Source organism: Paenibacillus sp. FSL R7-0313 (assembly GCF_037969885.1).
Taxonomy (GTDB): Bacteria; Bacillota; Bacilli; order Paenibacillales; family Paenibacillaceae; genus Paenibacillus.
This window is the reverse complement of sequence record NZ_CP150219.1, coordinates 4,857,653-4,874,404: the sequence shown is the minus strand read 5'-3', so window position 1 is coordinate 4,874,404 and position 16,752 is coordinate 4,857,653. Positions and strand designations below refer to the sequence as shown.

Here is a 16,752-nt window from a genome sequence, read left to right as displayed (position 1 = left end):
CGAAGAAAGCGAGGTCTGTACTCCATGGAAAATGTGTCACAAGAAGATCAACTGGAATCTATCAAAGCCTTTCAATCAACCATCCGCAAATCGGAAAATGCTCTAGAAAACATGATTCAGAAAAGTTCAAATACTACCTTATTACAAAAACGCCTCAAAGCTCTGCATATCGGCGCAGCGTTATTGGAAAATGTCTGGAATCAAAAAGCTCATTCATACACCAAGGAAGATATAACAGAAGCCCGTCTTGTCTTGATTGGATTGTTTCCATCCCTTGAAAGCATGTATGCCAAGTCCAAGGAAGGTAGCTCGCAAAAGACTCTTCTGGAAAGAAGGATTAAAGCATTTCATCTGGCCGTTCAAGTCATGGATACATACTGATGAAATGAGAGAGAGGTCTGTCTAATGAACGACAGACCTCTCTTTTTCTTTTGCAAACTTACGAAAACCGATAGAGACGCACACCGTGCGCAGCTACAGTAGTAACTAAGGAGTTCTCTGTAAATTCAGCTGCTTCTCGGCTCCACAATTCAGTACCTTTGGTAATGCCGTACAGTCCGACCTCATCAATGGATAGATCCACAGGTAGAGCATTCTCACCTATGTTGAATACAGCTACGTAAGAGGAACCATCCGCATGCTGGGCAGTCCATACAATAAGCTCTTCTTTGCGTAAGGCTTCTTTGGCTCCGTAACTCTCGCGATGCATTCGCAGAACCTCACGATTAGTTAGCAGAGATAGTGTCCAGTCGTCGTTATCTCGCAGTTCACCACCAAAAATGAGTGGGGAACGGAAGATACTCCACAGCGACATCATCGTCAACTGCTCATCAGGCGTGAACCGAGTCCAACGATCTGCTCCACCACCGTCTACAGAACGGATACCGATATGACCCAAAGGCAACATATCACAGTCTGGCCAGCAGCCTGCTTGGGGAACGCCCTGCCACGTCCGGCAGCGGTCGAACATATCCAATAACAGCGGCCAAAGGTCCCAGAAATCGTCGGTGACACGCCACATGTTGGCATGATCAGCTAAGAATTCTGAGTATTCCACCGGGGCAGGGCCAGGAGAGAGACTCAGTACCATGGGCCGACCAGAGCGCTCAATTGCTTTGGAAATCATTTCGATCTCAGGCTGATGGGTGTCATAGAGCCTGGAAGCAGCAATATCGTCCACCTTCACCAAGTCAACGCCCCATTGTGCATACAGTTCAAAAAGCGAATCGTAGTAGGCTTGTGCGCCTTCTTTTGAGCTATCAACACCATACATATCTGTATTCCACGGACAGATGGAATTCGGATGAGCAATATCGCGCGCAGTGGCGGTTGTACCCAGAATCGGAGTAGCCGCATGTGCAGCTTGACGTGGAATACCGCGCATGATGTGAATGCCAAATTGTAGCCCAAGACTATGGACGTAGTCTGCTAATGGCTTGAATCCCTGTCCACCTGCAGCGGAGGGAAACCGATTCTCGGCAGGCATAAGCCGCGAATATTCATCCATGATGAGTGGGACGAACGGACGATATTGCGAAGAATTGGCCAAAGGCTCGTACCATTGAATATCGACCGTAATATAGCTCCAGCCGAAGTCTTTAAGATGTTCTGCCATGTACTCGGCGTTGCCACGAATTTCGTCTTCCGTAACGGCCGCGCCGTAACAATCCCAGCTGTTCCAGCCAAGCGGTGGAGTTGATGCTGCAAGCGTATGATTCATGGGAATGCTCCTTTATGGATTAATTATTGCTCTCGCTCAATTCATCATAATAAAGGATTTTATTAATATCTACAGTAATGTTGAGTGTGGGATAGCAAAATATTGCGGTTAGTCGAAGAACAATTTACGGTACACAAGGCTTTCTCCGCCACTACGAAATTCACCTGGCGTAACGCCGGTTATGCTGCGAAAGGCTTTGATAAAATAACTTCCGCTGGAATACCCGACTTGCTTGGCGATGACTTCAATGCTAAGCGTAGTTCCGCGCAGCAGTTCCATTGCTTTCTCGGTACGTACACGGGTCAGATAAGTACCTGGCGTCAAGCCAGTACTTGCGGAAAAGCGACGTATAAAGTGATATTTGGAAAGGGAAACATGCTCCGCAAGGTGATCGATACTGATCATCTTGGAGTAATTGTTTTCTATGTATTCAACGGCTATTTGAATGTTCTCAGACCAATTCTCCCTGTTGCGCAATGTTGTTTTCTGTAATCGAGTCAATTCTGTCATGAACTGATATACGCTGGATGATGCGATCAGAGGATCAGTGATTCTGCCTGCCGCCGCATCAGTCACGATCATCCGCAACAGTCGGATCGGTGTACAATCAGCGGGAAGGTAGGGAACTTCTCCCGCTTCACGAAGAAATTTTCGCCAGTGGGGCATAATAAGAGTGGGCCTGAACAACAGGAACAGAAACTCCCAAGGTTCTTTTGATGCTGAATGGTAGTAATAGCGATGTGGTCCTGGAATTTCGGCCAAAAAAGCTTGTCCTGCGGTAACATGATGAATGCGATTATTCGACTCAAATACACCTTCACCCGAGAGTGTATATTGGAATAACAGGAGAGGCCCGTCCGAACGTTCGAGTCCATCCCAATGATAAGAAGGATCAGTTATTGAATCACTTCCAGCCGCATAGAGTACACACAGTTGGAGCTCCTTGTCTTCGGCGAATCGAAACCCATAGGTTCCTCTAGGGATATTCATGTCAGCTCTCCTTGTTGCCCTGAATTTTTACTGCGCTCCGCGAATGAAAATATCTACTAGCTTCTGGCCTAGTGAAAAGTTGGAACCATATTTATGCAGGTTATCTTCCCGATTACCCATTAACATCATAGTCGAGAAGGTCTCTGCCAAGAAAAACGGATCGTCCGTCCGCAGTTTGTTTTCATCCATTGCCCGTTGGAAATGGGAGGCTAACACTTCGTGAATCTGATGCTCCGCGTTGCGTATATCCTGAATTTGAGCTGGTTCAAGAAAAGGCTCAGCTTCTCTGAGCATGGTTTCAATCTCCGCATGTGGATTGCCCAGTCTGGCCTCTGCCAATCGCACAAGCCCCGACTCCAGATTCTCGGCTTGATCAAGCATATGCGAGGTTAACCGACTCACATTCTGTAGCATCGTTGTAAAGGCAACCTTAAAAAGCTCTGGTTTACTGGTGAAATGATAATAAATGGTTGGTTTTGACACGCTACATGCTTTGCCAATTTGCTGAAGTGTGACTGTTTCGTAGCCATACTCCATGAATAGCTTTGAAGCTGTATGAATAATCGTTTGTTGAATTGAGATATCGTCGTCTCCGTGTTTGGGTCTTCCAGGCAAACGTTTGTGTGATTTTTCTGTCATTAGACTTCCCTCCATGAATATTTTATGACAAATAACGATAGTTAGCAAAACTAGCTTGTAATTATACTTACCGGTAAGTATAATTACTGAAGAGTTAAAAAAGAAAACACATTATCCTCATAACAAGGTGGTTTTAAGGTTGAAAACAGCACAACGTACAAACAAATGGAAAAAGATAATCATGTGGACGATCCTGTCCATCGTTATCATCGTGGCCGGCGTTTTCGTATATCTCAATTCGGTTACGTATAGTCCTTCTGAACGAGCGGAAACGGCGATGACAAGTGATGCTCAGGTTAATGTCACCAATATTAAGGACGGTTACCGATTTGAACCCGTGGGTATAGAGATAACCAAACCGAATATTATTTTTTATCCAGGCGGTCTGGTTGAACCTGAAAGTTATTCTCCACTTGCCAGAGAAATGGCAGAACAGGGTCACCGCGTATATATCGCAAACATGCCAATAAACTTGGCGATTTTCGGTCAAAACAAGGCTGATTCCTTTATCGAAGAACATCCCAATGAAGCATTTGTAATTGGTGGCCATTCATTGGGAGGATCATTTGCATCACGATATGCTGCAGAGCACAATGAAAAGTTGGAAGGCGTCTTTTTCTTGGCTTCTTATGCAGATGAAGGAGGTAGCTTGAAGAATACGGACTTGTCTATCTTACAGATTACAGGCTCGGATGACGGAGTGCTTAACAGGGAAGATTGGGAGAACTCCAAAGCAAATCTTCCGGAAGACACGACATATGTGAATATTGAGGGTGGAAATCACGGTCAATTTGGCTCATATGGCATGCAAAAAGGAGATAATCAGCCTGCTATTACGGAAGAAGAGCAGTTGGAAGAGGTTGTAGCAGCATTAGGGAACTGGATGGATAAATTAAAATAATATAATAAATTAATGTGTTGAATGGTAATGATCCGTGGTACGATTAAAGTCGCTATTTTAGCGGCTTTTTTTGTTGAAGGATACGAGTATGCCTCAATATAGTAGGGTTGACTGCTTATATTGATTGAATTTCAATTCAATGATGGGCCTACGGAATTGATTTAATTACCACAAGTCGTTAACATTAAAGGCATTGTCATCGAAGTAGCAGTAAAACTGAAGACAACAAGAGCAAGAACATCAAAAGGAGAAAAGATTATGTTTTTCAGAAAATTTGCTTACACGTTAGTGATCATCCTCGCTGCATTATTGTTCTCGGGTTGTACATCAGAGTCTGTACTTGATATTGGATCGCCTCAAGTTTCGGAGGATATGGGATTTGATGAGGTTGCCAATTATATCTCGGAGCATAATGAACTCCCACCAAATTACATTACCAAGAAAGAGGCCAGAGAATTGGGCTGGGAACCAAGTGAAGGGAATTTACATGAAGTCGCTCCAGGCAAAAGCATTGGCGGCGACGTGTTCGGAAACCGGGAAGGACTACTTCCAAAGAAAAAAGGCCGCATATGGTATGAAGCCGATATAAATTACTCAGGAGGACGGCGCGGAAGCGATCGAATTCTATACTCAAATGACGGTTTAATCTACCAGACGACAGATCATTACAAGTCATTTGAACAGTTAAAATAAACGGAGGAAATGATATGAGCATCATTCAGATTAACGGAAACGACTTTCACAGTAAGGAAGAGCTTCATCAAATTTTTCAGAACCAGCTTGAGTTAGACGAGAGCTATGGAGGCAATTTGGACGCACTATGGGATGTCTTGACTGGGGCTGTAAGCATGCCGCTTACTGTTCAATGGATTGGTTTTGAGAAAAGCAAAGAGATTCTTGGAGATTACGCTGACCAGGTCATGGAATTGTTGCGTGATGTGGAAGGGGAGATCCTAGGATTTACGTTGGAATTATATTATTGAAAAGCAGGTTTGATTTTATGAGGCGATGGGCAACCATCGCTTTTTTGGTCTTCACATTTTTACTGAGACACATGTCTAGATCATGCTATTTTCATGGCTTAATAATCAAGGTTGGGGTGATTAGACTTCCTTATACTTTAAACATGGAATAGGGTAGGCAGGATTGTAATCGTTTACTAACGGTTGAATATGTAAGCGTATACTATTTCAAAGCGAACCATCGTAAGGTCTAGATTGGTTATTACGACTAACACCATTTAGGGGGCAGAAAAATAATGAGAGCCATTTCAAAAATGCTAGGAGCATGTCTCGTAACAAGTGTTGTGCTAGTTTCCGCCGGTTGCGGAAACGCTGGAGAGAATTCCGAATCAAATACGAGTGACCCCAACAGCCCGATCACATTTACATTCTTCGGGGCAGATGCAAGTCCGAACTGGAACAAAATGCAGGATGCTGTAGGGAAGAAAATTACGGAAGAAACCGGTGTAAGCATTGATGCAGAATTCGATATTTCGAGCGGAGGTGGAAACGACCGCATTTCCCTGATGGCTGCCAGCGGCGATTATCCGGATTTGATCTTCCCAAAAGGTAACTTGACCAGACTCGTTGATGCCGGGGCAATGATTGATTTGACGGATCTGATCGAAGAACACGCCCCCAATTTGAAAAAGATCTACGGTGAGCACTTCAATCGGTTGAAATACAGCAATGACGATCCTTCAATCTATTGGATTCCAACGAATGGTGCAATCGATCAGGTCAGCTTCGATGCGACGAATGGTACTGCCATTCAACATCGTGTAGTCAAGGAACTCGGGTATCCTGAGATCAAAACCTTAAACGATTTCGAAAATGTGCTACGTGAATATTACGAGAAACATCCGACCACAGATGATGGCCAACCCACAATTCCGCTGACGCTTAGTGCAGATGGATGGCGGCGAATGATCACTGTTACTGATCCCGCTGTCATGTCTACTGGAGGACCTGGAGATGGTGAGTATTTCATCAATCCTGACACCTACGAAGCCGTTCTACATTACAAACGTTCTGAGGAGAAGGAATATTTCCGGTGGTTGAACAAGATGTACAATGAAGGTTTGCTGGACAAGGACAGTTTTGTTCAGAAGGATGACCAGTATAAGTCCAAAATCGCCAGTGGTCGCGTGTTATCCTTGCTTGATCCAAGCTGGGGATTCAGTGATGCGGAAAATGCGTTGAAAAGCGCAGGGAAAGACGATATGACCTACGGATTCTATCCGGTAACGTTAGATGACAGTTTTCAACGTAAAGATTTCCAGAATATCGGCTTTGATGGTTATGGTATTGGCATAACAGTCGATTGTGAAGATCCTGTCCGTGCCATCAAATTTTTGGATTGGATGTCTTCTGAAGAAGGGCAAGTATTGAGAAACTGGGGCGTTGAAGGCGAGCAATATAACGTGGAAGAGGGTGTTCGCACCATCCCGGCCGATGTACAGGAACGTAAAAACAAAGACAATAACACATTCACCAAAGAAACCGGAGTAGGCTTGTATTACATTTTCGGTGCTCACTACGGGGATGGTGTCAAAGATTCAACGGATAACTACTATACAACGAATTATCCTGAACAGATTCAGCAAAGTTATTCTGATGAGGAGAAAGAAGCGTTGAAAGGTTATGGCATAACTACATGGAAGGACTTGTTCCCTTCCGAAGAAGAGTTTCCGGTGAAAGAATGGGGCGCGGCTTACAATATGCCGATACCTTCGGATAGCGGGGATTATAACGTTGTGTATCAGAAAACGCAGGATATTATTCAGAAACGGATCGCCGAAGCGATTACATCCTCTCCAAGTGCCTTTGAAGGCATATACGACAATATGATTACCGAACTTGATAATGCAGGTGCAGTAGGCATGGAACAGCAGTATACGGAGTGGATTAAAGATCGCGTTCGATTGTGGACGGGAAAAGAGATCAATTAACTTACGGATATAATTACAATAATGAATTGTTTGCAGATCCGAAGTATATCAAGAACTAAAAAAACATCGAGCCATGCAGGATGGCTTGATGTTTTTTAGTTTACATTGAATGAGCTTGTCATTATTGTGGCAAAGCTTCCATCGCATCACGTCTTTGTTTGATATATCTACCGGGGGAGATGCCGACCATTTTGGTGAAACTGCGAATAAAATTGGCATAGTCACTAAAGCCCGATTGAAAGCATGCATCCGTAATACTCATTCCTTCTGACAGGTGGAATTTGGCCCGTTCAATACGTCGACCCAAAATGTAGGAACGGATTGTCAATCCAGTATGCTTTTTGAACTGGCGGCTGATATAAGTACTATTCATGTAGAACACTTCGGCAAGTTTGCGAAGCGTAATGTCTTGATTTAGATGTGTTTCAATATAATCCATGGTTTCACGAACCAGTTCAGGCATAATGTCATTGGGAACAAAGGAATTGTTATGGAACCAGACGTTAATCATGACCAACAATTGGGCTACGGCTGCATTTATTTTGATATCGGTGCCATAAGCATCGGAAGCAAGCAATCCTTCCAGTTCGTTCGTACATTGCAGCATCTGCTTCATGTTATAGTCGTCTAAATGTACGATGTTGCCTGTTCCTTTGGGGCGATGATCAAAACATGACGATAGATTGGTTGATGGTGTGGAAAGCTGAAACAGATATGTTTTTTTGAGATTGATTGTAATTCGCTCATACTCAGATTCATCCAGAATAAAGGCTCGGTGCATCTCCTCGGGTGACATCACAAGCAAATCGCCAGGCTGTACATGGTAACATCGATTTTCTACATAAAAGTGAACGTTGCCACGAAGAAACAGGTAGATCTCGTACGCATTATGGCGATGATAGATCGTTTCCAGCTTATACGTCGTTACGCTGTGTAGATATAAGAGCTCAGGCTGGATGGGATCATAAAAACACTCAGAGGATCCACTCATGAAGTACCTCCCGTCATTTCATGCAATAAATAGAGCGGTTAACGCAATGAAATTGTACTCAGCTTACCTTAAAATGTAATCATCCTATCATGATACCTTTTGTATTGCAAACGCTTTCTTGTAAAAGGCACAACTAAAACGATTTTAGGGGGATTCTTTCGATGAATCATCAATCAACACCACATGCTGGTGAGCAAAAGCAAGACCAAGCTGCCAATCTGGAGCGTATTGCAGGGGAGATTGGAAAGCTTCGTCCCAACGGTAATCCTCTGGTGGCCCACAAATTTGGAGCCGACCCCTATGCTTTGGTATTTAACAATCGAGTTTACTTATATATGACTAGTGATAAGCTGGAATATGATCAGGACGGTCTTCCTCAGAAAAACAGTTACAGTTCAATCAACCGAATTACGGTCATTTCTTCGGATGACTTAATCAACTGGACCGATCACGGGGAGATCAGAGTTGCTGGACCTCAAGGCGCAGCAACATGGGCTTCACAATCCTGGGCGCCCGCAGCTGCTCATCGAATCGTGGATGGCAAGGACTGTTTCTTTCTTTATTTCGCCAACAATGCCAGTGGAATTGGTGTATTGTCTGCACCAACACCTGTAGGTCCATGGATAGATCCTATAGGAAAGGCACTTATTACAAGAGAAACTCCGGGAGTGGAGGAAGTAACCTGGTTATTCGATCCGGCTGTCATTGTTGATGATGATCATCAGGCCTACATATACTTCGGTGGTGGTATTCCGCAGGGGAAAGCAGAAAGACCTGATACGGCAAGAGTGATGCGACTGGGAGACGATATGATCAGCGTGGTTGGCATCGCGAAGGTTATTCAGGCGCCTTATATGTTTGAAAGTTCAGGGATACATAAATATAATAATAGTTACTACTATACGTATTGTTCCAATTTTGTCGAAGGTGACCGGCCAGAGGGCAGCCCACCACCCGGTGAAATTGCATATATGACCAGTGTTCAGCCAATGGGACCATGGACATATCAGGGAACGCTACTCCAGAATCCTGGACACTTTTTTGATATTGGCGGCAACAACCACCATGCTATATTTCAACTAGCGGATCAATGGTACATTGCCTATCATGCCCAGACATTATGCCAAGCTATGAATATTCCCGAAGGTTACCGTTCAACACATCTGAATCGAGTCGAGCATGATGAGGCTACTGGTAAGATCAAGAAGGTGCATGCAGATTATCAGGGCGTAGATCAGCTCAAGTGCTTCGATCCCTATGGGCGGGTAAGCGGTTCCACGATTGGATGGAGTAGCGGAGTATCAACAGAGCAATATCTTGACTCTGGTGAGTTGTCTGCGTCAGACTCGAATACGATGTCCGCTAAGCTGCAAGATGACAGCTGGATAGCTATATCCAAGGTCGACTTTGAAAGTGAAGGACCGGCAACCTTCTCAGCTACTATTGGAAATCAAGGAACAGAAGGTACGTTGGAACTTCGTCTTGATCGTGCAGACGGACTGTTAATTGGAGAAATCATTGTTCCGCCTGCGACCGATTCCCTTCAATGGATGGAACTAACAACTAATGTTACGGGTGCAAAAGGTGTGCAAGACTTGTATATTAAGCTTAAAAGTTCAACAGACAGCTCAGCCATCCTTTTAAGAGAATGGAAGTTTAACAGAAAAAATGAGGTGTAATTGAAGCATGTATCCGAATCCGATTATTTGGGCCGATTACCCGGATCTTGACGTTATTCGTGTAGAGGACACATATTATATGGTTAGTACAACCATGCATATGATGCCGGGATGTGTCATCCTGCGTTCATATGACCTGATCCATTGGGAAGTAGCCACATATGTATACGACACATTGGACGATACGCCTGCACAACGGCTGGTGGATGGTCAGCATATTTATAGCAAAGGCATGTGGGCTGCATCACTCCGCTATCATCAAGGGATGTTCTATGTGATCTTTGTTGCAAATGATACTCGTAAGACATACTTGTATACGTCCCCCACCATCTCGGGAGTTTGGAAGAAACAAGTAGTCGAAGGGTTTTACCATGACTGCTCCTTATTTTTCGACGATGATGAACGAGCCTATCTCGTGTACGGTAATACCGAGATTTATCTGACCGAATTAAGCTCTGATTTATCCGGGCCCAAACATGGTGGAGTGCATCGTATGATCGTAAAAGACGAGCAGCCTCATCACCTTGGTTATGAAGGAGCACATTTCTACAAGATCAACGGGAAATATATTGTATTCCTGATTCATATAACGAAAGCTTCCGGACGGAGAACACAGGCGTTTTATATGGCCGACTCTCTGGAAGATGTCTTCACTGGTGGAGAAGTATTCAATGACGATATGGATTATTTCAATTCAGGTGTTGCTCAGGGCGGTATCGTGGATACACCGGATGGAGACTGGTATGCAATGCTGTTTCAGGATCATGGGGCTGTTGGCCGGGTTCCTGTTTTGGTTCCGCTACATTTTGATCAAGGTATACCGGTTTTTGCAAGCAAAGCGCCTAAGCAGATTGAAATCCCTAGCACGAGACCAGAGCACCGTTATAACCCGTTAGTAGGTAGCGACAGTTTCAATTATGAACCCGAAGAAGATGGAAGCGTCCGCCTCCGTGATTTTTGGCAATGGAATCATACACCTAACAATGAACTCTGGTCCGTCACAGAGAAATCGGGGGTGTATCGTGTTCGAACGGGACAAATCAGCCCAAATCTGACGTTTGCGGTAAACACACTAACCCAGCGTTCAATGGGGCCCGCTTGCGAAGCCATAGTTACGCTTGATGGCAGTTGTCTAAATGATGGGGATTATGCCGGATTGTGCTTTCTGATCGGTTCATACGGTATGATCGCTCTTACGAAGCAGGATAGCAAGTTTTACCTGGTCATGCATGCCAGAGATAGTGAGGATTCCACCATATTTGGCAATCTGATCGACCAGAAGCCAGCCACTGAACATGAACGTATCCCGGTATCAGATCCAGTAGTTAAACTAAAAGCATTCGGAAATTTTGAGAACAATCTGGATGAGTGCTCTTTTGCTTATTTCGATGGGATTGAATGGAGAAATCTAGGGATTGTCCATAAAATGATATATAAGCTGGATCATTTTATGGGTTGCCGAACGGGGGTGTTTGTATATTCAACCCAGATGGTTGGAGGAACAGCTGACTTTTCGAATTTTGAATATCGTGTGATTAACCCTGATGAGAAACAATGAAATATGTAAAAGCCGCCCAACGGCGGCTTTTCGTATTCAATAATTACAAGTTGTTGTACAATGATATGGATTCAAAGTTGACAGAGAGAAGAGAGTTGTTCAAACCGAACTGGGGGCATGTCGTCATGTATAAGAGATGTCTGGACATAACAAGATGGACCTTCATTCTGTTCCTTGCTGTGTCCATACCAGCAGGTCATACCGAAGGTAATACCAAACAACATCATCCGCAGCAAGATGGGCAACAGATTCAACTTCCTGCTACGTTTGAGAGGTATTCTCCTCCCATAGCAGTCTCTTTTGTCAGGGAAACCGGAGATGACCTTGAGCGCATGATTAGTCAGTTACCTGGTGAGACGATGCTGGATAATCGCTGGACTCGTTTGTACGAGAAAGAGCTAGGTATTCAAATTCACTATGACTGGATTGCTAATGGAGATGTATACAATCAGAAGCTGGGTGTATCCCTTGCCGCAGGACGTTTCCCAGATGTGGTAAAAGTAAACCCATATCAACTTAGACAACTGAGCAACGCTGGAATGATCGAAGATTTAACCCATGTGTACCAAGAACATGCTTCACCACTTACGAAGAGTATATTAGAGGCAGAGGGAAGAGGAGCATTTGATGCGGCAACCATTGACGGCAAACTCATGGCTATTCCCGAATCATCTTCCTCGATTGAGACTGCGCAGTACCTGTGGATTAGAACCGATTGGTTGGAGCATTTGGGGCTAAGGCCGCCTGAAACGATGGAAGAACTTCTCCAGGTTTCGAAAGCGTTTACAGAAGAAGATCCCGACGGGAACGGAGAGCAGGATACGTACGGACTTGCGCTAACGAACCATCTTTGGGATCCAGTTATGGGAGCTGCAGGCTTGATGTCAGGCTACGGTGCCTACCCTAATATATGGGTTAAAGATGCAGAAGGAAACCTCAGTTATGGAGGCATACAGCCTGAAGTTCGGGAGGCACTGAAAGCACTGCAAACGTTGTATCGTGAAGGCCAACTTGATCCGGATTTTGGCTATAAAAGCGGAAGCAAGGCGTTTCGTCTGGTTCAGGATGGGAAAATAGGGATGCTCTACGGTGAACAGTGGACATCCTTTATGCTCCAGACCACCCGTGATACAGATGTAGATGCAGAGTGGCAGGCATATCCTATTGTTGCAAACTCGGACCGAAATCTGTTTGTACCGCTACGTTCCAACACAGGGCAATACTTTGCCGTAAAAAAGGGCTTTTCTAATCCGGAGGTCGTTGTAAAGCTTATGAATCTGCATCTCGACATCAACTGGGGGGATCAGGCGCAGTATGAAACATACTACAACGACGACTCCCGAGCTGTGTGGATGCTTTCACCGGTAACTCCTTTTCCCGGTAATAAAAATATAGATGCATACAAACAAATTCGTGATGCCAGAAGTACAGGAGATTTCTCGGCTCTGCAGAATGAAGCTCTCGCCATTCACAAACGCATTGTGGCCTATGAAACGGAAGATGTAGAGAGCGGCTGGGGCTGGAAACAAACCTATGGGCCTTCGGGTGCTTTTAGCATTGCAGATTCATACGAGAAGAACGGCCAACTTCTCTATGATCAATTCACGGGCGGAATTACGGACACGATGGTTGATCGACAAATTATTCTTCGAGATCTTCAGCTTGAAGCCTATATGAACATTATTCTAGGCAGGTCGATAGATGAGTTTGATCAATTCGTTGAAAACTGGCGCAAGCTGGGGGGAGATCAGATCACATCGGAGGTTAACGCGTGGTTTCGCACCAGCAAGCCAAAGGAGCGCTAATGTTCACTTTATTCTTACAAGGAACCCACTCAGCCCTTGGCATTGGAGGTGAATGCATTGATCAAGATCCCTGCTAAATCATGGTTTAACAGTATATTTGCGCGATTAATAATCACCTATCTGGTATTTGTGCTCCCTCTTATTCTTCTTGGCGTGTATCTGTATCATTGGAGTTATGACAATGCAAGCCAGGAAATATCGTTGTCAACGGAAAGACGGTTGAACCAATATGTGGTGGAATTGAACAGAGAGATAGAATGGATGGAATTACAGCAGTTTGATATCGTTGAGGATCGAAAACTCAATCGTCTGGCCATTCTCTGGGACATGATGGATCAGGTTGAGCGGCGTGATACATTAAATTACCTGACTGAACGACTCGCTTCATTCAAGAATAGCACTGCTTATATCAAAAACGTTCATGTACATATCCCTTCTGTTGGCAAGAGTATATCCGCGATCCAAGGCATCGATGATTTCGATAAAAGTTCATATCTATATTTCAGTTCGGGCATGCAAGGAAAAGGTACACGTTTCACTGTGAAAGAGGACGCTTTGAACTTAAGTGCCGTCAGGCTGACAGGCACGAGAGGAGAACCTCCGCTGTTTGTCATTCAAGTGGAGCTGGATACATACCATTTTCAGAATGAACTCACACGGCTTAATTTGTACCCGGAGAGTTCAACCTTTCTGATTGAGGACAAAACGGGGCATGCCATCACAGATAAACATCAAGCTAGTGTTATTCTCGCGAATTACCGTGAGCACAGTGTAGAGGGTACACTTGATGGCTTTCGGATGAAGGTGGGGGACACCATGTACCATGTTAGTCAGTTACATATGGACTCCCTGGGCTTATCCGTAGCTACATATCTACCCGAGGCAATTGTTACCAAGCCACTTAGCAAGTTCTATCATTGGGCTTGGCTGTTTGCAATTACATCATTTGTTGCCATCACGGCGTATCTCTATTCAAGTTACAAGTTGATTCATATCCCGTTACTGTTGTTGGTGAAAAGATTCAAAAAAATGGAGGGAGGCATGCTTGATGTCCCCATTGCGCACAACCGAAAGGATGAATTTGGCTTCCTCTACACCCGTTTCAATCTAATGATTGAAAATCTTCAATCCCTGATCGATCGAGATTTCAAGAAAACACTGATGATGCAGCGGGCCGAGTTGAAACAGCTTCAATCGCAGATTAATCCTCATTTTCTGTACAATAGTTTCTTTATTCTGAATTCACTGGCAAGGACAGGAGAAACCGAACGTATTGAGCAATTCACGAATATGCTTGGTGAGTATTTCAGGTTCATTACCCGGAATGAAACCGATCATGTGAAGTTGAAAGTGGAAGTTGAGCATTCACGAATCTATACAGAAATTCAACAATTACGATTCTCCAGACGAATCAAAGTTGATTTTGGGTCACTACCTGTTGAGATGGAACATATTAAAGTTCCCAGACTCATTATTCAACCTATTATTGAGAATGCCTACGAACACAGCCTTGAAAAGAATACGGACTCCGGTCTTCTCATTATTGGGTTTAATATGGAAGGTTCATATGCCGAGATCACCGTAGAGGATAATGGAAATGAGTTGGAAGAGCAACACATTCAAACTCTTCAACAACGCTTGCATAAGGACGGAGGTACAGACGAAATGACCGCGTTAATAAATATTCATCGACGTCTGATCCTGACGTATGGAGAAGGAAGTGGCCTTTTCCTATCCAGAAGTGAACTGCAAGGGTTAAAAGTCACAATTCGAATCCAGTGGAAAGAGGGAGAAAACGAATGTATCGACTTTTGATTGTAGATGACGAGGAGATTATTACGGATAGTCTCTATGAAACGTTCGCCAGACATATACCCGACCAGCTTGATGTATGTAAGGCCTACTCTGCAACAGAAGCATTGTCCTGGATGCAACGTTCGAGAATTGACATTGTTCTAACGGACATCCGCATGCCGGGCATGAGTGGCTTGGAACTGACAGAGCGGATTCAAGCCAGTTGGCCGAATTGTCGCGTCATTTTTCTGACAGGACATAGCGATTTTGATTATGCCTATCAAGCTTTTCAGATGTCTAATGTGCGTTACTTGCTCAAGACGGAAGGCTATGACAAGGTGATGTCGGTTGTAGAAGATGTGATGGAAGAGATCCGGCGAAGTCACAGCATGGTTGAGTTGTTGGAACACTCTCATAAAGTCAACTCGCAGCTTGCACTGATTCAGCAAAAAGAGTATTTGCGGAAACTACTTCAAGATTGTACAGCGGTTCTAGATTTTACTACGGACGTGCAGGACGAATTATCCAAACGAGATATAAGATTACAGATCAACTCGCCTGTTTATCTCATACTGGGGCGGTTCAATAATCCGCCAGAAAAGGGTTCGGACCTCACACAAGTTCAGGAATCTGTTCGCATTATCGGCTCTTCTCTGATGAATGAGCGTACAGTGTGCGCAAGTGTAACGGACCATTATGGGGATACGATCTGGCTGCTTCAGCCGAAGCAGGAGGAAGAGATGACCAATGATAAACTTGTGCGATTTCTAGAAGGTACACTAGAACTGGTACAGGAAGCGTGCATGGTATCACTCGGCGTATCCATTGCTTTTTCATTAAGTAGTCGAAGCTGCAATTGGTCCGAGTTAACCAAACAATATGAACGTCTGCGATTACTCCAGTGGATGAAAATTGGGGATGGTGTATCCATGGTACTCACGGATCATCGCAATGATCTCTCATCTGATGTACCCAAAGAATCCATGCGGATCTCAAACCGGATCGAGATTATGTCAGGGTATTTGGAAACGGGACGAATTCAGCCATTTTACGATATATTTGAGGAGCTTGCAGGCGAACTGCTGCAACAGGATATTACGATGGAACGTGCCATGGAGACATACTACAATCTGGCCTTATTATTGCATTCAACGATCAATCGCTGGGGTCTTCAACAGAAGATCCCGGATCAACGAAGCTTGCTGCACTTAGGGGAATATACATGCATGAAGGATGCAGTACAATTTTTATATCTTGCTGCCGATGAATTAGTACGCTACAAAAGGTCAAATGAACAGGAACGCGCTAACGTTGTCATTGATTCCTTATGCAGTTACGTCAAGGAGAACCTGGAGAAAGATCTCTCTCTGGTAAGATTGGCAGAACTTCATCATTTTAATCCATCCTATCTGTCGCGATTCTTTAAGCAGGAAATGGGAATAAACGTGTCAGAATTCATTGACGACTGCCGAATACGGAAAGCCAAAGAATTGCTTCAGAACACAAATCTTATGGTACGTGAGGTCGCACTTCAAGTGGGGTACGAGGCTGCACATTCGTTTACCCGACTTTTTAAGAAAATAACGGGAATGACTCCCCAAGAATACCGGGAATCCCTTTTGGTACGTTAATGGTGAATCCTTTGGAATCGACCAAACCCAAACAACCACAAAAAAAAGCAGGATGTATTTTTCAGCCTGCTTTTTTGTGGTTATTATCTAC

General features: G+C 44.3%; 14 protein-coding genes. 10 read left to right on the top strand and 4 right to left on the bottom strand.

The window, feature by feature from the left end:
- The first annotated feature begins 24 nt into the window (after window positions 1-24).
- Entirely contained in the window at window positions 25-381 is a 357-nt protein-coding gene (locus NSQ38_RS21110; protein ID WP_036670923.1) for a hypothetical protein, read from the top strand.
- Window positions 382-439: 58 nt separating this feature from the next.
- On the opposite strand, the gene NSQ38_RS21105 is transcribed toward NSQ38_RS21110, so the two are convergent.
- The 3 genes from NSQ38_RS21105 to NSQ38_RS21095 all read right to left on the bottom strand — a co-directional run bounded on the left by NSQ38_RS21105 (window position 440) and on the right by NSQ38_RS21095 (window position 3,349).
- A complete protein-coding gene (locus NSQ38_RS21105; RefSeq protein ID WP_036670924.1) occupies window positions 440-1,720 on the bottom strand; it encodes a glycoside hydrolase family 27 protein in 1,281 nt (426 codons plus the stop codon).
- A gap of 108 nt (window positions 1,721-1,828) precedes the next feature.
- Window positions 1,829-2,710, bottom strand: coding sequence for an AraC family transcriptional regulator (locus tag NSQ38_RS21100; protein ID WP_036670926.1), 882 nt, complete (start codon window positions 2,708-2,710; stop codon window positions 1,829-1,831).
- 27 nt (window positions 2,711-2,737) lie between these two features.
- Window positions 2,738-3,349 carry a TetR/AcrR family transcriptional regulator gene (locus NSQ38_RS21095; protein ID WP_036670928.1) on the bottom strand — a complete coding sequence of 204 codons (612 nt, stop codon included), beginning with the start codon at window positions 3,347-3,349 and terminating at the stop codon, window positions 2,738-2,740.
- 139 nt (window positions 3,350-3,488) lie between these two features.
- On the opposite strand from NSQ38_RS21095, the gene NSQ38_RS21090 reads away from it, so the two are divergent.
- The 4 genes from NSQ38_RS21090 (at window position 3,489) to NSQ38_RS21075 (ending at window position 7,203) form a co-directional block, all read left to right on the top strand.
- Window positions 3,489-4,250, top strand: coding sequence for an alpha/beta hydrolase (locus tag NSQ38_RS21090; protein WP_339783927.1), 762 nt, complete (start codon window positions 3,489-3,491; stop codon window positions 4,248-4,250).
- A 258-nt stretch (window positions 4,251-4,508) separates the two neighbouring features.
- Complete coding sequence (locus NSQ38_RS21085) at window positions 4,509-4,943, top strand: ribonuclease domain-containing protein (RefSeq protein WP_338594711.1); 435 nt, start codon at window positions 4,509-4,511, stop codon at window positions 4,941-4,943.
- 14 nt (window positions 4,944-4,957) lie between these two features.
- On the top strand, window positions 4,958-5,233 hold the full coding sequence (locus NSQ38_RS21080; RefSeq protein ID WP_036670932.1) for a barstar family protein: 276 nt from the start codon (window positions 4,958-4,960) through the stop codon (window positions 5,231-5,233).
- Window positions 5,234-5,508: 275 nt separating this feature from the next.
- On the top strand, window positions 5,509-7,203 hold the full coding sequence (locus tag NSQ38_RS21075) for an ABC transporter substrate-binding protein (RefSeq protein ID WP_339783926.1): 1,695 nt from the start codon (window positions 5,509-5,511) through the stop codon (window positions 7,201-7,203).
- A gap of 121 nt (window positions 7,204-7,324) precedes the next feature.
- Here NSQ38_RS21075 and NSQ38_RS21070 read toward each other — a convergent pair whose 3' ends face one another.
- Window positions 7,325-8,194 carry an AraC family transcriptional regulator gene (locus NSQ38_RS21070; RefSeq protein WP_036670934.1) on the bottom strand — a complete coding sequence of 290 codons (870 nt, stop codon included), beginning with the start codon at window positions 8,192-8,194 and terminating at the stop codon, window positions 7,325-7,327.
- Between the two features lie 161 nt (window positions 8,195-8,355).
- Here NSQ38_RS21070 and NSQ38_RS21065 point away from each other — a divergent pair, with 161 nt between their 5' ends.
- From NSQ38_RS21065 to NSQ38_RS21045, 5 genes are read left to right on the top strand one after another with little or no spacing between them, the layout of a single operon-like run.
- A complete protein-coding gene (locus NSQ38_RS21065; RefSeq protein ID WP_339783925.1) occupies window positions 8,356-9,873 on the top strand; it encodes a glycoside hydrolase family 43 protein in 1,518 nt (505 codons plus the stop codon).
- A 7-nt stretch (window positions 9,874-9,880) separates the two neighbouring features.
- Complete coding sequence (locus tag NSQ38_RS21060; RefSeq protein WP_339783924.1) at window positions 9,881-11,431, top strand: family 43 glycosylhydrolase; 1,551 nt, start codon at window positions 9,881-9,883, stop codon at window positions 11,429-11,431.
- Complete coding sequence (locus tag NSQ38_RS21055) at window positions 11,428-13,236, top strand: extracellular solute-binding protein (RefSeq protein ID WP_339783923.1); 1,809 nt, start codon at window positions 11,428-11,430, stop codon at window positions 13,234-13,236. Before NSQ38_RS21060 ends, NSQ38_RS21055 begins: the two co-directional genes overlap by 4 nt.
- A gap of 57 nt (window positions 13,237-13,293) precedes the next feature.
- Entirely contained in the window at window positions 13,294-15,051 is a 1,758-nt protein-coding gene (locus NSQ38_RS21050; protein ID WP_339783922.1) for a histidine kinase, read from the top strand.
- Window positions 15,036-16,661 carry a response regulator gene (locus NSQ38_RS21045; RefSeq protein ID WP_339783921.1) on the top strand — a complete coding sequence of 542 codons (1,626 nt, stop codon included), beginning with the start codon at window positions 15,036-15,038 and terminating at the stop codon, window positions 16,659-16,661. Before NSQ38_RS21050 ends, NSQ38_RS21045 begins: the two co-directional genes overlap by 16 nt.
- The last annotated feature ends 91 nt before the right edge of the window (window positions 16,662-16,752 follow it).